Genomic DNA, 21916 nt, shown 5'->3' on the forward strand with positions numbered 1-21916 from the left:
TGGGAAGTCGGGGTTTGTTGACAACCGGTGAATCCGACCGGCGTTGTCAGTGGCTCCCCCTAGTCTGAGAAAGACGGGGGCCCCGCCCCTGTCACTTCTCTCAAGAAAGGTGCGGACCGGCGTGGCCGACCGTCTCATCGTCCGTGGCGCGCGCGAGCACAACCTGAAGAACGTCTCGCTCGACCTGCCTCGTGACTCGCTCATCGTCTTCACGGGCCTGTCCGGGTCGGGCAAGTCCTCCCTGGCCTTCGACACCATCTTCGCCGAGGGCCAGCGGCGCTACGTGGAGTCGCTCTCCTCCTACGCCCGGCAGTTCCTCGGCCAGATGGACAAGCCCGACGTCGACTTCATCGAGGGCCTCTCCCCGGCGGTCTCGATCGACCAGAAGTCGACCTCGCGCAACCCGCGCTCCACGGTCGGCACCATCACCGAGGTCTACGACTACCTGCGCCTGCTCTTCGCCCGCATCGGCAAGCCGCACTGCCCCGAGTGCGGCCGGCCGATCTCGCGCCAGTCGCCGCAGGCCATCGTGGACAAGGTCCTGGAGCTGCCCGAGGGCAGCCGCTTCCAGGTGCTGTCGCCGCTGGTGCGCGAGCGCAAGGGCGAGTTCGTCGACCTCTTCGCCGACCTCCAGACCAAGGGCTACTCCCGGGCGCGGGTGGACGGCGAGACCGTCCAGCTGTCCAACCCGCCGACGCTGAAGAAGCAGGAGAAGCACACCATCGAGGTGGTCGTCGACCGCCTCACCGTCAAGGACTCCGCCAAGCGCCGGCTCACCGACTCCGTGGAGACCGCGCTCGGCCTGTCCGGCGGCATGGTCGTGCTGGACTTCGTCGACCTCCCCGAGGACGACCCCGAGCGCGAGCGCATGTACTCGGAGCACCTGTACTGCCCGTACGACGACCTGTCCTTCGAGGAGCTGGAGCCCCGTTCCTTCTCCTTCAACTCGCCCTTCGGCGCCTGTCCGGACTGCTCCGGCATCGGCACGCGCATGGAGGTCGACCCGGAGCTGATCGTCCCCGACGAGGACAAGTCCCTCGACGAGGGCGCCATCCACCCCTGGTCGCACGGGCACACCAAGGACTACTTCGGCCGCCTGATCGGTGCCCTCGCGGACGCGCTCGGCTTCCGTACGGACATCCCCTTCGCGGGCCTGCCGCTGCGCGCCCGAAAGGCCCTGCTGAACGGCCACAAGACCCAGGTCGAGGTCCGCTACCGCAACCGGTACGGCCGCGAGCGCCGGTACACCACGGCGTTCGAAGGGGCGATCCCGTTCGTCAAGCGCCGGCACAGCGAGGCCGAGAGCGACTCCAGCCGCGAGCGCTTCGAGGGCTACATGCGCGAGGTGCCCTGCCCCACCTGTGAGGGCACCCGCCTCAAGCCGCTCGTCCTCGCCGTCACCGTCATGGGCAAGTCGATCGCCGAGGTCTCGGCGATGTCCATCAGCGACTGCGCGGACTTCCTGGGCGAGCTGAAGCTCAGCGCCCGGGACAAGAAGATCGCCGAGCGCGTGCTGAAGGAGGTCAACGAACGGCTGCGGTTCCTGGTCGACGTCGGCCTGGACTACCTCTCGCTGAACCGAGCGGCGGGCACCCTCTCCGGCGGCGAGGCCCAGCGCATCAGGCTGGCCACCCAGATCGGCTCCGGCCTCGTCGGTGTGCTCTACGTCCTCGACGAGCCGTCCATCGGTCTGCACCAGCGCGACAACCACCGGCTGATCGAGACCCTGGTCCGGCTGCGCGACATGGGCAACACCCTGATCGTCGTCGAGCACGACGAGGACACCATCAAGGTCGCCGACTGGATCGTCGACATCGGCCCCGGCGCCGGCGAGCACGGCGGCAAGGTCGTGCACAGCGGCTCCGTCAAGGAGCTGCTCGACAACGCCGAGTCGCAGACCGGCCTGTACCTGTCCGGGCGCAAGGCCATCCCGCTGCCCGACGTCCGCCGCCCGCAGGACCCCGCCCGGCGGCTGACCGTGCACGGCGCCCGGGAGAACAACCTCCAGGACATCGACGTGTCCTTCCCGCTGGGCGTGTTCACGGCCGTCACCGGCGTCTCAGGCTCCGGCAAGTCGACGCTGGTCAACGACATCCTGTACACGCACCTGGCCCGCGAGCTGAACGGCGCCAGGAACGTTCCGGGGCGGCACACGCGCGTGGAGGGCGACGACCTCGTCGACAAGGTCGTGCACGTCGACCAGTCGCCCATCGGCCGCACCCCGCGGTCGAACCCGGCGACGTACACCGGCGTCTTCGACCACATCCGCAAGCTGTTCGCCGAGACCACGGAGGCGAAGGTCCGCGGCTACCTGCCCGGCCGGTTCTCCTTCAACGTCAAGGGCGGCCGCTGCGAGAACTGTGCGGGTGACGGCACGATCAAGATCGAGATGAACTTCCTCCCGGACGTCTACGTCCCCTGCGAGGTCTGTCACGGCGCCCGGTACAACCGGGAGACGCTGGAGGTCCACTACAAGGGCAAGTCCATCGCCGACGTGCTGAACATGCCGATCGAGGAGGCGACCGACTTCTTCGAGGCGGTCCCCGCCATCTCCCGGCACATGAAGACCCTGAAGGACGTCGGCCTCGGCTACGTCCGGCTCGGCCAGTCCGCGACCACCCTGTCCGGCGGCGAGGCCCAGCGCGTCAAGCTCGCCAGCGAGCTGCAGCGCCGCTCCACCGGGCGCACGGTCTACGTCCTGGACGAGCCGACCACCGGCCTCCACTTCGAGGACATCAGCAAGCTGCTGACGGTCCTCGGCGGCCTGGTCGACAAGGGCAACACGGTCATCGTCATCGAGCACAACCTCGACGTGATCAAGACCGCCGACTGGGTCGTCGACATGGGTCCCGAGGGTGGCGCCGGCGGCGGCCTGGTGGTCGCCGAGGGCACGCCCGAGCAGGTCGCGGGCGTCCCCACCAGCCACACCGGCAAGTTCCTGCGCGACGTCCTCGGTGCCGAACGGGTCAGCGACGCGGCTCCGGTGGCCAGGCCGCGCAAGGCGGCGAAGACGGTCGCGGCGAAGACCGCCGCCAAGAAGACCGCCACCAAGGCCGTCACCGCCGCGGCCACCAAGAAGGCGACCGCCGCCAAGGCAGCCAAGACGACGAAGAAGGCCGCCACGCCCGCCGCGAAGAAGAGCATGCGGACGAGCAAGGCCTGAGTCCCGACCCGGCCGGCCCCCACGGGATCATCCGTGGGGGCCGGCCGCGTCCGTGCGCGCCCTAACCGGACCCGCGGTGCCGCTGTGCGCCCCGGCCCCCGTCAGAGGGCGACCTCACGGGCGTACGGCGGTTCCGCGCCCGCGCGGGAACATGTGACCGCCGCCGCGCGCGCGGCGAAGCCCAGCAGGCCGGCCCAGCCCTCCGCCCCCAGCCCGGCCAACGCCCCGTCGCCGAGGGCGTCCCGCGCGGCGAGGCCGTGCAGCAGCGCCGCGTTGACCGTGTCGCCCGCGCCGATCGTGTCCACCACCGGCACGTGCTCGCCCGGAACCGTGTGCTCGCCCCCGTCCCGGGTGTACGCCGTCAGGCCCGCGCCACCCCGGGTGACCACGACCGCGGCCGGGCCCGCCGCGAGCCACTCCCGGGGCGTGCCGCCGAGCCACTCGGCGTCCTCGGCGGACAGCTTCAGCAGCGAGACCGACGGCAGCCAGCTCCTGAACCGGGCCCGGTAGGCGTCCGGGTCCGGGATCAGCCCGGGTCGGATGTTGGGGTCCAGTGCCGTGAAGACCCCCCGCGCGGCCGTCGTGTGCAGCAGTTCCTCGTACGCGCCGGCGCCCGGCTCCAGCACCAGCGAACAGGTCCCGAAGGAGACGGCCCGGGTGCCCGGCGGCAGACCGGCGGGCACCGTGAACAGCCGGTCGGCCGTCCCCTCCACGTAGAAGGTGTACGCGGCCGAGCCGTCGGCGTCGAGCGAGGCCACGGCGAGGGTCGTCGGCTCGTTCCCGCGCTGCACCGGCGAGACGTCCACGCCGGTCTCTCGCAGCCGGTCCAGGAGCGCCTCGCCGAAGGCGTCGTACGACACCCGTGAGCAGAACGCGACGGGTGAGCCGAGGCGGCCGAGCGCGACGGCGGTGTTGTAGGGACCGCCGCCGAGCGCGGGCCGCAGCGCAGCGAGGGCGCCCGCGCCCTGCGGTACCAGGTCGATCAGTGCCTCACCGGCGACGACGATCACGGGAGGGTCCTTTCGTTGGCCTTGGCATGGGCTTCGCCCGACCGCCCGGAGGCGTGCCCCAACGGCGCGGAGGCTTGCCCCGGCTGCCCGGAGACCTGCTCGGCGCAGCCGCAGGAGGTGCGGTGGACGAAGGCGCAGGGCAGCCGTACCGTCCGCACGGGCCGGTTCGGCACGGCGAGGCGGTCCAGCAACAGCCGGACGGCCTGCGCCCCGATGTCCCTGCCGGGCTGGGCGACGGCGGTGAGCCGGGGGGAGAAGAGGTCCGCCCAGGCGAAGTCGTCGAAGCAGCACAGCGCGAGGTCGCCGGGTACGGACAGGCCGCGCTCACGCAGGGCGCGCAGGGCGCCGATGGTCATGGCGTTGTTGGCGGTGACCAACGCGGTGGGCGGCACCGCCAGGGACAGCAGCTCCGCCGTGGCCCGCTCGCCGCCGGCCGCCTCGGAGTCGCCGTGCACCAGCAGCCGCTCGTCGTAGGGCAGCCCGGCGGCGGCGAGGCCGTGCCGGTACCCGGTGATCCGTTCACGGGTCGTGCTGAGCCCCGGCCGGCCCGCGACCAGGGCGATCCGGCGGTGGCCGAGCCCGGCGAGATGGTCCACGAGCCGGGTCGTCGGCTCGTCGCTCTCGGCACAGATCTGGTCGAAACGCGAGGCGCCCTCGGCCTCCGCCTCGCCGACGATCCGGTCCAGGAAAACGGCCGGCACCCGGTGGCGCGCGAGGTAGGCGACGAGAGCGCGGGGCTCGGCGGAGGGCGCGACGATCATGCCGTCCACGCGCCGCTCGTGCAGCAGCCCGACGGCCTTGCCCTCGTGCCGGGGGTCGTCGTGCGGATCGGCGATGAGCAGGCTGTAGCCGTGCTCCAGGGCACTGGCCTCGACGCCTTGGAGGATCTCCGTGAAGTACGGGTTGCTGATCGCGGACACCGCGAGCCCGATGGAGCGGGTGCGGGAGGTCACCAGGGAGCGGGCGAGGGTGTTGGGGGTGTAGCCCAGCTCCTCGACGGCGTCGAGCACCGCCCGGCGGGTGTGCGGCAGCACCGGGCGGGTGTCGTTGAGCACGTGCGAGACGGTCGCCACCGAGACCCCGGCGCTCCGCGCCACGTCGGCCATGGTCGCCACCCGTCCACCCCTTCCACGTCGCCTGCCGCCGCGGCACGTACCGTGCGCGTCGCGCACGGCCGCGTCGCGCACGGCCGTGACACGTACGGCCGCGCCGCCGCGGCCGGCCCGTCCGTGGGCCGGTTCCGCGCGCTCCGGCCGGAGGTTACCCCGCTGCGGGAGGGCGCGTAAACGCTTGCGCAAGCGTTTACGCGCCGCCGGGGCGGACTCCCGCCCCGCGTCACCCGGCCGACCGGAAGAACCGGGTCGCCCGATATCGTCGACCCGCACCCGCACCCGCACCCGCACCCGCACCCGCACCCGCACCCGCACCCGCACCCGCACACCACCGCTTCGACCCGTGGAGATCCCATGTCCGGCCGTCCCGCCCCGAGTCGCCGTACCGTCCTGCGCTCGGCGGCTGCCACGCCCGTCGCCGGACTCGGCCTGGCCGCCTGCTCCCCGGGCGACGACGGTGCCGCGCCGGCCAGGCCGACCGCGCCGGTGGACCTCGGCGCCGACGGAGAGGTCGCCAAGGGCGCGACCAAGCTCTTCCCGGACCCGAACGTGGTGGTCAGCCGGTCAGAGGACGGCTCTCTGAAGGCGTTCAGCACGGTCTGCACGCACGCCGGCTGCCCCATCAAGAAGCTGGAGGGGACCAAGCTCGTCTGCAACTGCCACGGCAGCGAGTTCGACGCCCGTACCGGCGAGGTGCTGCACGCCCCGGCGACCGAGCCCCTGATCGCACTGCCGGTCGAGGTGAAGCAGGGCCGGATCGTCGTGAGCCCGGGTACCTGACCGGCAGGGGCCGGTGCCCTACTCCCAGTCCCAGCCGATGCCCAGCATTCCGGACCTGACCCGCGGCTCCACGAGGTGCACCGAGCGGTGCCGCCCGCTGAGCGCCAGCTCCTGCCGGCCGCCGCGCGGCGCCGCCGGGGAGTGCTGAGTGAACCGGTGGCAGCGCACCGGAAGGGCCGCGGTGTCGAACCGCACCTGGAGCGCGTACTGCCCGCCGGCCGTACCGAAACCGCGGACGTACTCGCGCGACACGCCGGCCGTGCCGTCCTCGACGCCGTAGCGGAAGAGGTGCGTGTCGCCGGCCGTCAGCCGCGTGTCGAAGAGCAGCTCGGTCACGAGCAACCCGGTCTCGTGGTGGGTGCGGACCCGTCCCGTGCGGCAGTTCTCCGAGGCGTGGACGGTCATCCGGGCGGGGACGCACCCCGGGTCGCCGTAGTGGACGGCGACGAAGCGGTCGACGCCGTCGCGGTGGGCGCGGACGATCAGATGCGACTCCCGTCCCGCGAGCTCGCGGCCGGGCCCGACGCGGACCTGTTCGTGGTGTCCGAGGACGTGCACCCCGCCGTCCGGCGACGGACACCCGAGGTCGGTCAGCAGCCCGTCCAGGATGCCCGAGGCCGCCAGGTGGGCGCGGTAGGAGCGGCCGGCGGGCCGTCGGTCCGGGGCCTCGACGTCCGACTCGGCGAGCAGGCGTATCAGCGACTCCTCGGGGAGCTGGAGTATCTCCTCCAGGGCGCGCACCGCCCGCAGGGACTCCGGACGCTGCGGGCGCCGGGCTCCCTGCTGCCAGTAGCTCAGGCTCGTGACGCCCACCTTCACCCCGTGGCGCGACAGATGGTGCTGCACGCGCTGCAGCGGCAGTCCGCGCGCGGCGATCGCCGCGCGCAGCGCGACGTGGAAGGGGCCGCCGCGCAGGGCCGAGTCGAGTTGCGCGGTGGCGGCGTCCGCGTGCTGTGTGGCGTGCGGCATGCAGGGGCCCTTCTGTGAAGTTCACGACGGCTGGTCAGACCGTCGACACGGATCGGCCGGAGCCGCCCCCGGTCGCGGCACAGAGGTCTTCACATCCGTACGCCGCGCTTCAGGCCCCGAGTCCCCCCGCATTGAAGCGTGTTGATCTAGTCCCGACAACACCTGGAGCCCGTCCGTCACGCGCTCCTGGCCGAGAACGCACGGGGCCGCCGTCGGGCGGCCACCCGGCGTGACCGACCGGTCCCGCACCGTCCCCCGCCGTCCCCCCTTCGGCTGTCCACAGGGGTCGGGCCCCGTCGTCCACAGCCCCGCCGGAGTGTCGGTCCGCGCCAGTAGGGTGTGAGTCATGGCCGACCCCTCCAGCTACCGCCCCAGGCCGGGAGAGATCCCGGACTCCCCGGGGGTGTACAGGTTCCGAGACGAGCACCGCCGGGTGATCTACGTCGGAAAGGCGAAGAGCCTGCGCCAGCGCCTGGCGAACTACTTCCAGGACCTGGCGAACCTGCACCCCCGTACCCGCACCATGGTCACCACGGCGGCGTCCGTGGAATGGACGGTGGTGTCCACGGAGGTTGAGGCCCTGCAGCTGGAGTACTCCTGGATCAAGGAGTACGACCCCCGGTTCAACGTCAAGTACCGCGACGACAAGAGCTACCCCTACCTCGCGGTGACGATGAACGAGGAGTTCCCGCGCGTCCAGGTGATGCGCGGCCACAAGAAGAAGGGCGTGCGCTACTTCGGGCCGTACGGGCACGCCTGGGCGATCCGCGACACGGTCGACCTGCTGCTGCGGGTCTTCCCGGTGCGCACCTGCTCCGCGGGCGTCTTCAAGAACGCCGCCCGGACCGGCCGTCCCTGTCTGCTCGGCTACATCGGCAAGTGCTCCGCGCCCTGCGTCGGCCGGATCACCCCCGACGACCACTGGGACCTGGCCGACGAGTTCTGCGACTTCATGACCGGCCGCACCGGCACCTACCTGCGCCGCCTGGAGCGGCAGATGGCCGACGCGGCGGAGGAGATGGAGTACGAGCGGGCGGCGCGCCTGCGGGACGACATCGGCGCCCTCAAGAAGGCCATGGAGAAGAGCGCGGTCGTGCTCGCCGACGCCACCGACGCCGACCTGATCGCGGTCGCCGAGGACGAGCTGGAGGCCGCCGTCCAGATCTTCCACGTACGCGGCGGACGCGTGCGCGGCCAGCGCGGCTGGGTCACCGACAAGGTGGAGGAGATCACCACCGGCGCCCTCGTCGAACACGCGCTCCAGCAGCTCTACGGCGAGGAGAGCGGTGACGCGGTCCCCAAGGAGGTCCTGGTCCCCGCGCTGCCCGACCCGGTGGAGCCCGTCCAGCAGTGGCTGACCGAGCGCCGCGGCTCGGGCGTGTCGCTGCGCATCCCGCAGCGCGGCGACAAGAAGGCGCTGATGGAGACCGTCCAGCGCAACGCCCAGCAGGCACTCGTCCTGCACAAGACCAAGCGCGCCTCCGACCTGACGACCCGCTCGCGCGCGCTGGAGGAGATCGCCGAGGCCCTGGACCTGGACAGTGCCCCGCTGCGGGTCGAGTGCTACGACATCTCGCACCTCCAGGGCGACGACGTGGTGGCCTCCATGGTCGTCTTCGAGGACGGACTGGCCCGGAAGAGCGAATACCGGCGGTTCCAGATCAAGGGCTTCGAGGGACAGGACGACGTCCGTTCCATGCACGAGGTCATCACCCGCCGCTTCCGCCGTTATCTCGCCGAGAAGGAGAAGACCGGCGAGTGGGCGGACGGCGACGGACCGGCCGACGGGGGTCGGCACACCGGGGGCGAGGCCGCCGTGACCGACGACGCGGCCCGCACGGACGGCGCGGACCTCATCGAGACCCCGGCGCTCAAGGACGAGGACGGACGGCCCAAGCGGTTCGCGTACCCGCCGCAGCTCGTCGTCGTCGACGGGGGGCAGCCCCAGGTGGCGGCCGCCCAGCGGGCACTGGACGAGCTGGGCATCGACGACATCGCCGTGTGCGGTCTCGCCAAGCGGCTGGAGGAGGTCTGGCTGCCCCGCGAGGACGACCCGGTCGTCCTGCCCCGCACCAGCGAGGGCCTCTACCTGCTGCAGCGGGTCCGCGACGAGGCCCACCGCTTCGCGATCACGTACCAGCGGGCCAAGCGCGCCAAGCGCTTCCGCTCCAGTCCGCTGGACGACGTGCCGGGCCTGGGGGAGACCCGCAAGCAGGCGCTGATCAAGCACTTCGGTTCCGTGAAGAAGCTGCGGTCGGCGACGATCGACCAGATCTGCGAGGTGCCCGGCATAGGCCGCAAGACCGCCGAGACCGTGGCCGTGGCCCTCGCCCGGGCCGCCCCGGCCGCGCCCGCCGTGAACACGGCGACCGGAGAGATCATGGAGGACGACGACGGGGCACCCGGGACGACGGTGGATGCCCCGGGGGAGCCCGTGTCCGCGGGCACCCCGGACGAACGACGGGGGCAGGAGAGATGACCGAGCACGAGGCGCAGCCCGCACCGGAACGAGAACAGGCGCAGCCCGCGGCGGAGCGAGAACAGGCCCCGCAGGCGGCCGGACGAGAACAGGCGCCGCAGGCGGCGGAGCGGGATCAGGCGCAGCAGGCAGTGGAACGGGAACAGACCCGCGACGACGGAGCACAGGTGAGTACGGGCAAGGAAAAGGCCGGGGCGCACGAGGCGGCCATCCCCGAGCTGGTGATCATCTCCGGCATGTCCGGGGCCGGCCGCTCGACGGCCGCCAAGTGCCTGGAGGACCTGGGCTGGTTCGTCGTGGACAACCTGCCGCCCGCGCTGATCCCCACCATGGTGGAGCTCGGCGCCCGCTCCCAGGGCAACGTGGCCCGTATCGCGGTGGTCGTCGACGTCCGCGGCCGGCGCTTCTTCGACAACCTGCGCGAGTCCCTCGCCGACCTCGAGGCGCGCGCGGTCACCCGGCGGATCGTCTTCCTGGAGTCCTCCGACGACGCCCTGGTGCGCCGCTTCGAGTCGGTGCGCCGCCCGCACCCCCTCCAGGGCGACGGCCGCATCGTCGACGGCATCGCCGCCGAGCGCGAGCTGCTGCGCGAGCTGCGCGGCGACGCCGACCTGGTGATCGACACCTCCAGCCTCAACGTGCACGAGCTGCGCGCCAAGATGGACGCCCAGTTCGCCGGCGAGGAGGAGCCCGAGCTGCGGGCCACGGTGATGTCCTTCGGCTTCAAGTACGGACTCCCGGTCGACGCCGACCTCGTCGTCGACATGCGCTTCCTGCCCAACCCGCACTGGGTCCCGGAGCTGCGCCCCTTCACCGGCCTCAACGAGGAGGTGTCGAGCTACGTCCTCAACCAGCCCGGTGCCAAGGAGTTCCTGGACCGCTACGCCGAGCTGCTCCAGTTGATCGCCGCGGGCTACCGTCGGGAGGGCAAGCGCTATGTGACCGTCGCCGTCGGCTGCACCGGCGGCAAGCACCGGTCCGTGGCCATGTCGGAGAAGCTCGCCGCCCGGCTCGCCGCCGAGGGCGTGGAGACGGTGGTCGTCCACCGGGACATGGGACGGGAATGACAGGACGTACTCCGCGGCTGAGCAGGCTGCGCCGGGTGGTGCCCGAGGGGCGCGGCGGCAGACCCGCCGCCGCACGCGCCGCCCGGCCCGAACAGGCGCGCGGCGGCAAGCCGCGCCGCCGGGGCGCCCAGCCCAAGGTCGTCGCCCTCGGCGGCGGCATGGGCCTGTCCGCCTCGCTCGCCGCACTGCGCCGGATCACCGGCGACCTCACCGCCGTGGTCACCGTCGCCGACGACGGCGGCTCCAGCGGACGTCTGCGCGACGAGCTGGGCGTCCTGCCGCCGGGCGACCTGCGCAAGGCGCTGGCCGCGCTGTGCGGCGACGACGACTGGGGCCAGACCTGGGCCCGCGTCATCCAGCACCGCTTCCAGTCCCAGGGCGACCTGCACGAACACGCGGTCGGCAACCTGCTGATCGTCGCCCTGTGGGAGCAGCTCGGCGACCACGTCCAGGCGCTGGACCTGGTGGGCAAGCTGCTCGGCGCGCACGGCCGGGTGCTGCCCATGTCAGCCGTCCCGCTGGAGCTCCAGGCCCTGGTCAGGGGCCACGACCCGGCGCGGCCCGACGCGGTGGACACCGTACGGGGGCAGGCCACCGTGGCGCTCACGCCGGGCGAGGTGCAGTCCGTGCACCTGGTGCCCAGCGACCCACCGGCCGTTCCCGAGGCGGTCGACGCCGTCCTGGACGCCGACTGGGTGGTGCTGGGCCCCGGGTCCTGGTTCTCCTCGGTCATCCCGCACCTGCTGGTGCCGGATCTGCTGGACGCGCTGGCCGAGACGAAGGCGCGCCGGGTGCTCTCGCTGAACCTCGCCCCGCAGCCCGGAGAAACTGAGGGCTTCTCCCCGCAGCGTCATTTGGAGGTTTTGGGACGACACGCCCCTAAACTCGCCCTGGACGTGGTGCTGGCCGACGAGGCCGCCGTGCCCGACCGTGACTCGCTCACCGACGCCGCGAAACGGTTCGGCGCCGCGGTCGAACTGGCTCCGGTCGCCCGGACCGACGGGACCCCGAGGCACGACCCGGAGCTGCTGGCCGCCGCGTACGACCGTATTTTTCGGATGCATGGAAGGATCGGCCCATGGCGATGACGGCAGCGGTGAAGAGCGAGATCTCCCAGCTCCCCGTCACCCGGACCTGCTGCAGAAAGGCGGAGGTCTCCGCCGTCTTGCGGTTCGCCGGCGGCCTCCACCTGGTGAGCGGACGCATCGTGATCGAGGCGGAGCTGGACACCGGGAACGCGGCGCGGCGGCTCAAGCGGGACATCCTGGAGATCTTCGGGCACAGCTCGGAGCTGATCGTGATGGCGCCGGGCGGACTGCGACGCGGTTCGCGCTTCGTCGTCCGGGTGGTCGCGGGCGGTGACCAGCTGGCCCGGCAGACCGGGCTGGTGGACGGCCGGGGCCGCCCGATCCGGGGCCTGCCGCCGCAGGTGGTCTCGGGGGCCACCTGCGACGCCGAGGCCGCCTGGCGCGGAGCCTTCCTGGCGCACGGCTCGCTCACCGAGCCCGGCCGTTCCTCCTCCCTGGAGGTGACCTGCCCCGGTCCCGAGGCGGCGCTCGCCCTGGTCGGCGCCGCGCGCAGGCTGTCGATCCCGGCCAAGGCCCGCGAGGTGCGCGGCGTGGACCGGGTCGTGGTCCGCGACGGCGACGCGATCGGCGCGCTGCTCACCCGGCTCGGTGCCCACGACTCGGTGCTGGCCTGGGAGGAGCGCAGGCTGCGGCGCGAGGTCCGCGCCACCGCCAACCGGCTCGCCAACTTCGACGACGCCAACCTGCGCCGCTCGGCCCGCGCGGCCGTCGCCGCCGGTGCCCGGGTCCAGCGCGCCCTGGAGATCCTCGCCGACGACGTGCCCGAGCACCTCGCCGCCGCGGGACGGCTGCGCATGGAGCACAAGCAGGCCTCCCTGGAGGAGCTGGGCGCCCTCGCCGACCCGCCGCTGACCAAGGACGCCGTGGCCGGCCGCATCCGCCGCCTGCTGGCGATGGCCGACAAGCGGGCCTCGGACCTCGGCATCGCCGGCACGGACGCCAATCTCGGCGAGGAGGAGCTGGCCGACAACCTCGTCGGCTGACCCCGCACCCCCGCCGTCCGAGCGGTCGGAACGCGACAAACCGCCGGTGCCGGCGCCCACTTGGGTGACCGGTACCGGCGTTCGCGTGTCCCTGTCGCACTCTTGACTCGATCATGAGCTGTCATGAGCCTGGCACCTGTTCGCCACTGTGGCGGACCCAGGCCTGTCGGACAGGCCCCATCTAGGGGGGTTCATGAGACGAAGAGCGAGATCGATCCTCGCCGTCGGCGCGCTCCTGATCGGCGGAGCGGGCTTCGCACCCGTCGCCCAGGCACAACCCGCGGACCCGGCGACCCCGGACGCGAACGAAGTGAAGGTCTACCGCGCCGACGTCACCAGGGAGCAGGTACCCCTGCTCCTCGCCGCCGGCCAGGACGGCCACGAACTCGGCGAGCGGGTACCCGACCGCGGTACGGCCGCCGTCGAGCTCTACCTCACCGGGAAACAGGCCGGCACGCTGGAGAAGCAGGGCCTCGACCTCACCGAGCACACCCTGTCCAGCCAGGCCGAGAAGCGTGTCGAGAGCGCCGCCGACGGGGTCTTCCGCCCCTACAGCGGCAGCGGCGGACTGCGCGAGGAGATCCTGCGGACCGCCCAGGAGAACCCCGGCCTGACCAAGGTCGTCTCCATCGGGAAGACCGTGCGGGGCCAGGACATCCTGGCGCTCAAGCTCACCAAGCACGCCAAGAAGACGCGGGACGGCTCCAAGCCGTCCGTCCTCTACATGTCCAACCAGCACGCGCGCGAGTGGATCACCCCGGAGATGACCCGGCGGCTGATGCACCACTACCTGGACAACTACCAGAAGGACCGGCGGATCAGGGAGATCGTCGACTCCACCGAGCTGTGGTTCGTCCTGTCGGCCAACCCCGACGGCTACGACTACACCTTCGAGAACACCGACAACCGCCTCTGGCGCAAGAACCTGCGCGACGTCAACGGCGACGGAACCGTCAGCACCGGCGACGGCGTCGACCTCAACCGCAACTTCGCCTACAAGTGGGGCTACGACGACGAGGGCTCGTCCCCCAACCCCACCAGCGAGACCTACCGCGGCGCGAGCCCCGGCTCCGAGCCCGAGACCAAGGCCCTGGACGCCTTCCAGAAGCGGATCGGCTTCACGTTCGGCATCAACTACCACTCCGCGGCCGAGCTCCTCCTGTACGGCGTCGGCTGGCAGGTGGCCACGAACACCCCGGACGACGTCCTCTACAAGGCGCTGGCCGGCACGCCCGACAACTCCGCCATCCCCGGTTATCACCCGCAGGTCTCCTCGGAGCTGTACACCACCAACGGCGAGGCCGACGGGCACGCGGCCAACGTCAACGGCATGGGGATGTTCACCCCGGAGATGTCGACCTGCCAGACGGCCTCCGACGTGGACCCCGACGACCAGTGGAACGCGCGGGACTGCCAGTCGGGCTTCAACTTCCCCGACGACGAGAAGCTGATCCAGCAGGAGTTCGCCAAGAACGTCCCCTTCGCGCTCTCCGTCGCCGAGACCGCCGCCCACCCCGACCGGCCGTCCTCCTCGGTCGGCCTGGACGCCGCCGACTTCACCCCGGCCCCCTTCACCACCTCCTACGCCCGCGGCGCCGACCAGGAGGTCTCCGTCGTCGTCCGCAAGTCCGTGCGCGACAAGGAGCTGAGGTACCGCGTCAACGGCGGACGCACGCACGACACGGCCCTGCGGCCCTGGCGGGGCGGCGAGACCTACGGCGGCGAGGACAACCTGTACTTCGACGAGTACCGGGCCAAGGTCAGGGGCGCCGGCCCCGGCGACCGCGTCGAGGTCTGGTTCACCGGCGAGAAGCCGCGGGGCGGCCACGACCGGCACGGCAAGCGCACCGAGAGCGAGCACTTCACGTACCGGGTCGCCGAGCGGCCCCGCGCCGACGTCCTCGTCGTCGCCGAGGAGGGCGCGAAGGCCACGCAGACACAGGCGTACGTGGACGCGCTCAAGGCCAACGGCCGGCGCGCGGCCGTCTGGGACGTCGCCACGCAGGGCGCCCCCGACGCGCTCGGCGTCCTCGGTCACTTCGGCACCGTCGCCCACTACACGGGCGCCGCGCTGCCCGGCAACGCCACCCAGCTCCAGCTGCGCGCCTTCCTCAACGAGGGCGGCAAGCTCATCGAGGCCGGCGAGCAGGCCGGCGGCGACGTCGACCTCGGCGGCGGCACCCTCTCCGACGACTTCAGCCAGTACTACCTGGGCGCCTACACCCGCACCTCCACCTCCGGCGCCACCGGCTTCACCGGCTCCGGCAAGCTCGACCGGACCGGAGGAACCCTCGGCGACGCCCCCGGCAACCCGCTGGACGCTGCCGGGACCTACAGCGTGACCTCCGACGAGCTGGACCCCGGCACCTACCCGCAGTTCGCGAGCGAGGGCGCCGGGAAGTTCGCCGGGACGGTCAACCCGTACGGGCCGTACGCGGGGGAGTGGATGGCCGCCGCCGTGCACACCGACGACGCCTACAAGCGCCTCACCCGCACGGTCGACCTCACCGGTGTCACCGCCTCCGATCGCCCCACGCTCCGCACCCAGCTGCTGTGGGAGACCGAGCGCGGCTACGACCACGCCCTGGTCGAGGCGCACGTCACCGGCGCGGACGACTGGACCACGCTGCCCGAGGCGAACGGCGCCACCGGCACCGCCGTACCCGCGGAGTGCGCGGCCGGCTTCTACATGGGCGAGCACCCCTGGCTCGGGCACTACCTGACCCAGTCCGACGACGGCTGCGCCGCGGCCGGCACGACCGGGCAGTGGAACAGCCTCACCGGCTCCTCCGGCGGCTGGAAGCAGGTCGAGTTCGACCTGAGCGCCTACGCCGGGAAGTCCGTCGAGCTGTCGATCGCCTACGTCACCGACCCCGGCACCGGCGGCCGGGGTGTCCTCGCCGACGAGGCCTCGCTGGTGGTCGGGGGCACGGCGGAGACCGAGGGCTTCGAGACCGGGCTGGGCGCCTGGCAGGTCTCCGGCCCCCCGGAGGGCAGCCCCGCCGTCCTGAAGGACTGGGCCCGCACCGGGACGCTCTTCCAGACCTACGGTGCCGTCACCACGGACGACACCGTGCTGCTGGGCTTCGGCCTGGAGCACCTCGCCGAACCGGCCGCCCGCGCGGCGCTGGTCCGGCAGGCGCTGCGTGCCCTGGACGAGTGAATTCCGGTGTACGGGGGACTGACACGGTGTAGCGAAATCGGGTGATCGGTCCCCGTCGCCCAGGGCGGTCCGTACCCCTACTGGCGGGTACGGACCGCCCTGCCGGGTATGGGCCGTCTCGATGTCACCCCCGCCCCCGTGGAGAGGTAGGGTCGGAGGTGGTCGGGGACATCCCAAATACAGCTCGCCGGCACATCGGGCCGGCGTACCAACGAGGAGATCGGTTCGTGACGATCCGCGTAGGCATCAACGGCTTTGGCCGCATCGGTCGCAACTACTTCCGCGCGCTGCTGGAGCAGGGTGCGGACATCGAGATCGTGGCTGTCAACGACCTGGGTGACACCGCGACCACCGCCCACCTGCTGAAGTACGACACCATCCTCGGCCGCCTCAAGCAGGAGGTCACCCACACCGAGGACACCATCACCGTCGACGGCAGGACCATCAAGGTCCTCTCCGAGCGCAACCCGGCCGACATCCCGTGGGGCGAGCTGGGCGTCGACATCGTGATCGAGTCGACCGGCATCTTCACGAAGAAGGCCGACGCGGAGAAGCACATCGCGGGCGGTGCGAAGAAGGTCCTCATCTCGGCCCCGGCCAAGGACGAGGACATCACCATCGTGATGGGCGTCAACCAGGACAAGTACGACGCCGCGAACCACCACGTCATCTCCAACGCCTCCTGCACCACCAACTGTGTGGCGCCGATGGCCAAGGTCCTCGACGAGAACTTCGGCATCGTCAAGGGCCTGATGACGACGGTGCACGCGTACACGAACGACCAGCGCATCCTGGACTTCCCGCACAAGGACCTGCGCCGCGCCCGTGCCGCCGCGGAGAACATCATCCCGACCACCACGGGTGCCGCCAAGGCCACCGCGCTGGTCCTGCCGCAGCTCAAGGGCAAGCTCGACGGCATCGCGATGCGCGTCCCGGTCCCGACCGGCTCGGCCACCGACCTGGTCGTGGAGCTCCAGCGCGAGGTCACCAAGGACGAGGTCAACGCCGCGTTCAAGAAGGCCGCCGACGGCGGCGACCTGAAGGGCTTCCTGTTCTACACCGAGGACCCGATCGTGTCCTCGGACATCGTCGGCGACCCGGCGTCCTGCACCTTCGACTCGTCCATGACGATGGTCCAGGACGGCAAGTCGGTGAAGATCCTCGGCTGGTACGACAACGAGTGGGGCTACTCGAACCGCCTCGTCGACCTCACGGTCTTCGTCGGCAACCAGCTCTGATCGACTTCAGCAAGGCACCTCGATGCGGTAGCAGGGCTCGGGCAGCGCAAGGTCGCGCTGTCCGGGCCCTGCGTCGCGTCCGCCGCCACCAGCCCTCGTAGGATCACGAGCGATCCGAGAACCCAGGAGCCCTCTTGAAGACGATCGACGAACTGCTCTCCGAAGGCGTCGCGGGCAAGCGCGTCTTCGTCCGCGCCGACCTGAACGTCCCGCTGGACGGCACCACCATCACCGACGACGGCCGCATCCGCGCCGTGGTGCCCACCGTCAAGGCCCTGGCCGACGCGGGCGCCCGCGTGATCGTCGCCTCGCACCTGGGCCGCCCCAAGGGCGCCCCGGACCCCGCCTTCTCCCTCGCGCCGGCCGCCGCCCGTCTCGGTGAACTGCTCGGCGCCGACGTCGCCTTCGCCGAGGACACGGTCGGCACCTCCGCCGAGACCGTCGTCTCCGGCCTCGCCGACGGCCGGGTCGCCGTCATCGAGAACCTGCGCTTCAACACCGGCGAGACCAGCAAGGACGACGCCGAGCGCGCCGCCTTCGCCGACAGGCTGGCCGGCCTCGCGGACGTCTACGTCGGTGACGGCTTCGGCGCGGTGCACCGCAAGCACGCCTCGGTGTACGACCTGCCGAAGCGGCTGCCGCACTACGCCGGGTACCTCATCGCCACCGAGGTCGGCGTCCTCAGGAAGCTGACCGACGACGTGCGGCGCCCGTACGTGGTCGCCCTCGGCGGCGCCAAGGTCTCCGACAAGCTCGCCGTCATCGACCAGCTGCTCGGCAAGGCCGACCGGCTCCTCATCGGCGGCGGCATGGCGTACACCTTCCTCAAGGCCAAGGGGTACGAGGTCGGCATCTCCCTGCTCCAGGAGGACCAGGTCCCGGCGGTCAAGGAGTACATCGAGCGCGCCGAGAAGAACGGCGTCGAGCTGGTCCTGCCGGTCGACGTCCTGGTCGCCTCCGAGTTCCCGGACCTGAAGACGAAGGCCCCGGCCAACCCCACCACCGTCGCCGCGGACGCCATCCCGGCCGACCAGGAGGGTCTGGACATCGGTCCCGAGACCCGCAAGCTGTACGCATCGAAGCTCGCCGACGCCGCCACCGTCTTCTGGAACGGCCCCATGGGCGTCTTCGAGCACCCCGACTACGCCGAGGGCACCAAAGCGGTCGCCCAGGCCCTCGTCGACGCCCCGGGCTTCACCGTGGTCGGCGGCGGCGACTCCGCCGCGGCCGTGCGCACGCTCGGTTTCGACGAGAACGCATTCGGCCACATCTCGACCGGCGGTGGCGCCTCCCTCGAATACCTCGAGGGCAAGACGCTCCCCGGCCTCGCCGCACTGGAGGACTGACCCCGATGACCACCCGCACGCCGCTGATGGCGGGCAACTGGAAGATGAACCTCAACCACCTCGAGGCCATCGCCCACGTCCAGAAGCTCGCCTTCGCCCTCGCGGACAAGGACTACGACGCCGTCGAGGTCGCCGTCCTCGCCCCCTTCACCGACCTGCGCTCCGTGCAGACCCTGGTCGACGGGGACAAGCTCAAGATCAAGTACGGCGCCCAGGACATCTCCGCGCACGACGGCGGCGCCTACACCGGCGAGATCTCGGGCCCGATGCTGGCCAAGCTGAAGTGCGCCTTCGTGGCCGTCGGCCACTCCGAGCGCCGGCAGTACCACGCCGAGACCGACGAGATCGTCAACGCCAAGGTCAAGGCGGCCTACAAGCACGGCCTGACCCCGATCCTGTGCGTCGGCGAGGAGCTGGACGTCCGTGAGGCGGGCAACCACGTCGCCCACACCCTCGCCCAGGTCGAGGGCGGCCTGAAGGACCTCCCGGCCGAACAGGCCGAGACCGTCGTGATCGCCTACGAGCCCGTGTGGGCCATCGGCACCGGCAAGGTCTGCGGCGCCGACGACGCCCAGGAGGTCTGCGCGGCGATCCGCGGCAAGCTCGCCGAGCTGTACTCCCAGGAGCTGGCCGACCGGGTCCGCATCCAGTACGGCGGCTCCGTCAAGTCCGGCAACGTCGCCGAGATCATGGCGAAGCCCGACATCGACGGCGCCCTGGTCGGCGGCGCCTCGCTGGACGCGGACGAGTTCGTCAAGATCGTCCGCTTCCGCGACCAGTAGCCGACACCTGGTCGGGAGGCAGATCGACCAGTGAGTATGCGCTAGCGGCGATACGTCGTACCCTTGCGGGGGCATGGTGGCCCGCTGTCACCGTGCCCCCGTCGTCCATCCGAATCCGAGGAAGTTGGTCCAGCCGTGGTTTTGGGGTTCTCGATCGCCCTGATCGTCTTCAGCGCGTTGCTGATGCTGCTGGTGCTGATGCACAAGGGGAAGGGCGGCGGCCTCTCCGACATGTTCGGTGGCGGCATGCAGTCCTCCGTCGGCGGCTCCTCGGTCGCCGAGCGCAACCTCGACCGGATCACCGTCGTGGTCGGTCTGTGCTGGTTCGCGTGCATCATGGTGCTCGGCCTGCTCATGAAGGCCAACAACTGACCGGTCGCACCGCCCCGCCACACACTTGTGCACGTAAAGCCCCATGTTCGGTACGCGCCTCACGGCGCCGCCTATCATGGGGCTTGCGTCTGCGCATCGGAGCTTGTAACTCCAATCACTGGACGCGCGTTGGGCCTTACGTAGACTGAGGCGCTCGCAGTGAAGCGAAACGCCGACTCGCTTTGCGGCACCATCACGCAGGGAGTTACGACCGTGGCAAGTGGCAACGCGATCCGGGGGAGCCGGGTCGGGGCGGGGCCGATGGGCGAGGCCGAGCGCGGCGAGTCCGCGCCGCGTCTGCGCATCTCCTTCTGGTGCTCCAACGGACACGAGACACAGCCGAGCTTCGCGAGCGACGCCCAGGTCCCGGAGACCTGGGACTGCCCGCGCTGCGGCTTCCCCGCCGGACAGGACCGGGACAACCCGCCGGACCCGCCGCGCACCGAGCCCTACAAGACCCACCTCGCCTACGTGCGCGAGCGCCGCAGCGACGCGGACGGCGAGGCCATCCTCGCCGAAGCACTGGCCAAACTGCGCGGCGAGATCTAGTCCGTTCTCCGTCGGACGCCGTCACCTTTGATCATCTAGGTTGGAACAGCTGTACAGCACGGACAGCTGGGACACCCGAGGAAGAAGGCTGACGTCCGACATGAACGCAGACGGCCGCACCAGGCTCCACCAGACGCCCGAATGGGCCGCGTTGGCCGAGCACCGCGAGCAGCTCGGCGACGTGCGGCTGCGCGAGCTGTTCGCCGCCGACCCGGGGCGCGGCACCGGCTGGACGCTCCGGGTGGGGGACCTGTACGTCGACCACTCCAAGCACCTCGCCACCGACGAGACCCTGCGCCTGCTGCGCCAACTGGCCGCCGCGACCGGTGTGTTCGGGCTGCGGGACGCGATGTTCCGCGGTGAGCGGATCAACATCACCGAGGACCGGGCGGTGCTGCACACCGCGCTGCGCGCTCCCCGGGACGCGGTGGTCGAGGTCGACGGGGAGAACGTCGTCCCCAAGGTGCACGCCGTCCTGGACAAGATGGCCGGCTTCGCCGACCGGGTCCGCGGCGGCGAGTGGACCGGCCACACCGGCAGGCGGATCAAGAACGTCGTCAACATCGGTATCGGCGGCTCCGACCTGGGCCCGGCGATGGCCTACGAGGCGCTGCGCGCGTTCACCGACCGCTCGCTCACCCTCCGCTTCGTCTCCAACGTGGACGGCGCCGACCTGCACGAGGCGGTCCGCGACCTGGACCCGGCCGAGACGCTGTTCGTCATCGCCTCCAAGACCTTCACCACCATCGAGACGATCACCAACGCCACCTCGGCGCGCTCGTGGCTGCTCGACGGTCTGGGAGGCGACGAGAAGGCGGTGGCCAAGCACTTCGTGGCGCTGTCGACCAACGCCGAGAAGGTCTCCGCATTCGGCATCGACACGGCGAACATGTTCGAGTTCTGGGACTGGGTCGGCGGCCGCTACTCCTTCGACTCGGCCATCGGCCTGTCCCTGATGATCGCCATCGGCCCGGACCGCTTCCGGGAGATGCTCGACGGCTTCCGCATCGTCGACGAGCACTTCCGCACCGCGCCCGCCGAGTCCAACGTGCCTTTGCTGCTGGGCCTGTTGGGCGTCTGGTACGGCGACTTCCTGGGTGCGCAGTCGCACGCGGTGCTGCCGTACTCGCACTACCTGTCGAAGTTCACCGCCTACCTCCAGCAGCTGGACATGGAGTCCAACGGCAAGTCCGTCGACCGCGACGGCAACCCGGTGCAGTGGCAGACCGGCCCGGTGGTCTGGGGCACGCCGGGCACCAACGGGCAGCACGCCTACTACCAGCTGATCCACCAGGGCACCAAGCTGATCCCGGCGGACTTCATCGGCTTCGCCCGGCCCGTGGCCGAGCTGAGCGACGGGCTGAAGGCCCAGCACGACCTGCTGATGGCCAACTTCTTCGCCCAGACCCAGGCCCTCGCCTTCGGCAAGACCCCCGACGAGGTACGCGCCGAGGGAGTGCCGGAGGACCTGGTCCCGCACAAGACGTTCCGCGGCAACCACCCCACCACGACGATCCTCGCCGCCGAGCTGACCCCCTCCGTCCTCGGCCAGCTGATCGCGCTGTACGAGCACAAGGTGTTCGTCCAGGGCGCGGTCTGGAACATCGACTCCTTCGACCAGTGGGGCGTCGAGCTCGGCAAGGTGCTCGCCAAGCGGATCGAGCCCGCGCTGACCGAGGGCGCGCGGGTGGCGGGGCTGGACGCCTCCACCGGGGCGCTGGTCGCCGCCTACCGGGAGCTGCGCGGAAGGCAGTGACCGACGTGGTCGACGGGGTGACCGGCGTGGGCGGCCGGTGGCGCGGCGGCATCCCGTCC

16 protein-coding genes are annotated in these 21916 nt (G+C 71.4%); 13 read left to right on the forward strand and 3 right to left on the reverse strand.

Annotated elements, in window-relative coordinates; translation table 11 throughout:
* The first annotated feature begins 121 nt into the window (after positions 1 to 121).
* Complete coding sequence (uvrA, locus tag ACIBCJ_RS17070; RefSeq protein ID WP_365980225.1) at positions 122 to 3163, forward strand: excinuclease ABC subunit UvrA; 3042 nt, start codon at positions 122 to 124, stop codon at positions 3161 to 3163.
* 101 nt (positions 3164 to 3264) lie between these two features.
* Here uvrA and ACIBCJ_RS17075 read toward each other — a convergent pair whose 3' ends face one another.
* Both ACIBCJ_RS17075 and ACIBCJ_RS17080 read right to left on the reverse strand, forming a co-directional pair.
* Positions 3265 to 4173 carry a carbohydrate kinase gene (locus ACIBCJ_RS17075; protein WP_362106272.1) on the reverse strand — a complete coding sequence of 303 codons (909 nt, stop codon included), beginning with the start codon at positions 4171 to 4173 and terminating at the stop codon, positions 3265 to 3267.
* On the reverse strand, positions 4170 to 5288 hold the full coding sequence (locus ACIBCJ_RS17080; protein WP_365980226.1) for a LacI family DNA-binding transcriptional regulator: 1119 nt from the start codon (positions 5286 to 5288) through the stop codon (positions 4170 to 4172). The genes ACIBCJ_RS17075 and ACIBCJ_RS17080 overlap by 4 nt, the downstream gene beginning before the upstream one ends.
* A gap of 351 nt (positions 5289 to 5639) precedes the next feature.
* Between ACIBCJ_RS17080 and ACIBCJ_RS17085 the strand changes: the two genes are divergently transcribed.
* Complete coding sequence (locus tag ACIBCJ_RS17085; RefSeq protein ID WP_365980227.1) at positions 5640 to 6065, forward strand: Rieske 2Fe-2S domain-containing protein; 426 nt, start codon at positions 5640 to 5642, stop codon at positions 6063 to 6065.
* 18 nt (positions 6066 to 6083) lie between these two features.
* Here ACIBCJ_RS17085 and ACIBCJ_RS17090 read toward each other — a convergent pair whose 3' ends face one another.
* Positions 6084 to 7034, reverse strand: a complete 951-nt coding sequence (locus ACIBCJ_RS17090) for a hypothetical protein (protein ID WP_362106281.1) — start codon at positions 7032 to 7034, stop codon at positions 6084 to 6086.
* Between the two features lie 346 nt (positions 7035 to 7380).
* On the opposite strand from ACIBCJ_RS17090, the gene uvrC reads away from it, so the two are divergent.
* From uvrC to pgi, 11 genes are all read left to right on the forward strand, one after another.
* Positions 7381 to 9513 (forward strand): excinuclease ABC subunit UvrC, encoded by a 2133-nt coding sequence (uvrC, locus tag ACIBCJ_RS17095; RefSeq protein WP_365980228.1) that lies wholly within the window; start codon positions 7381 to 7383, stop codon positions 9511 to 9513.
* Positions 9510 to 10580, forward strand: a complete 1071-nt coding sequence (gene rapZ, locus ACIBCJ_RS17100) for an RNase adapter RapZ (protein ID WP_362106287.1) — start codon at positions 9510 to 9512, stop codon at positions 10578 to 10580. Before uvrC ends, rapZ begins: the two co-directional genes overlap by 4 nt.
* Positions 10577 to 11668: a uridine diphosphate-N-acetylglucosamine-binding protein YvcK gene (yvcK, locus tag ACIBCJ_RS17105; RefSeq protein ID WP_133888538.1), complete on the forward strand. Its 1092-nt coding sequence runs from the start codon at positions 10577 to 10579 to the stop codon at positions 11666 to 11668. The genes rapZ and yvcK overlap by 4 nt, the downstream gene beginning before the upstream one ends.
* Entirely contained in the window at positions 11659 to 12651 is a 993-nt protein-coding gene (gene whiA / locus ACIBCJ_RS17110; protein ID WP_003976869.1) for a DNA-binding protein WhiA, read from the forward strand. Before yvcK ends, whiA begins: the two co-directional genes overlap by 10 nt.
* Positions 12652 to 12844: 193 nt before the next feature.
* A complete protein-coding gene (locus ACIBCJ_RS17115; RefSeq protein ID WP_365980229.1) occupies positions 12845 to 15814 on the forward strand; it encodes a M14 family zinc carboxypeptidase in 2970 nt (989 codons plus the stop codon).
* A 227-nt stretch (positions 15815 to 16041) separates the two neighbouring features.
* Positions 16042 to 17052, forward strand: coding sequence for a type I glyceraldehyde-3-phosphate dehydrogenase (gene gap, locus ACIBCJ_RS17120; RefSeq protein ID WP_362106295.1), 1011 nt, complete (start codon positions 16042 to 16044; stop codon positions 17050 to 17052).
* A gap of 134 nt (positions 17053 to 17186) precedes the next feature.
* Positions 17187 to 18398: a phosphoglycerate kinase gene (locus tag ACIBCJ_RS17125; RefSeq protein ID WP_365980230.1), complete on the forward strand. Its 1212-nt coding sequence runs from the start codon at positions 17187 to 17189 to the stop codon at positions 18396 to 18398.
* 5 nt (positions 18399 to 18403) lie between these two features.
* Positions 18404 to 19180: a triose-phosphate isomerase gene (gene tpiA / locus ACIBCJ_RS17130; protein WP_362106301.1), complete on the forward strand. Its 777-nt coding sequence runs from the start codon at positions 18404 to 18406 to the stop codon at positions 19178 to 19180.
* Between the two features lie 135 nt (positions 19181 to 19315).
* Positions 19316 to 19552 carry a preprotein translocase subunit SecG gene (secG, locus tag ACIBCJ_RS17135; protein WP_133888543.1) on the forward strand — a complete coding sequence of 79 codons (237 nt, stop codon included), beginning with the start codon at positions 19316 to 19318 and terminating at the stop codon, positions 19550 to 19552.
* A gap of 213 nt (positions 19553 to 19765) precedes the next feature.
* Positions 19766 to 20101 carry an RNA polymerase-binding protein RbpA gene (locus ACIBCJ_RS17140; protein WP_003976875.1) on the forward strand — a complete coding sequence of 112 codons (336 nt, stop codon included), beginning with the start codon at positions 19766 to 19768 and terminating at the stop codon, positions 20099 to 20101.
* A 100-nt stretch (positions 20102 to 20201) separates the two neighbouring features.
* Entirely contained in the window at positions 20202 to 21857 is a 1656-nt protein-coding gene (pgi, locus tag ACIBCJ_RS17145) for a glucose-6-phosphate isomerase (protein WP_365980233.1), read from the forward strand.
* Positions 21858 to 21916 lie beyond the last annotated feature (59 nt).

This window comes from Streptomyces sp. NPDC051136 (assembly GCF_044455745.1).
Taxonomy (GTDB): domain Bacteria; phylum Actinomycetota; class Actinomycetes; order Streptomycetales; family Streptomycetaceae; genus Streptomyces.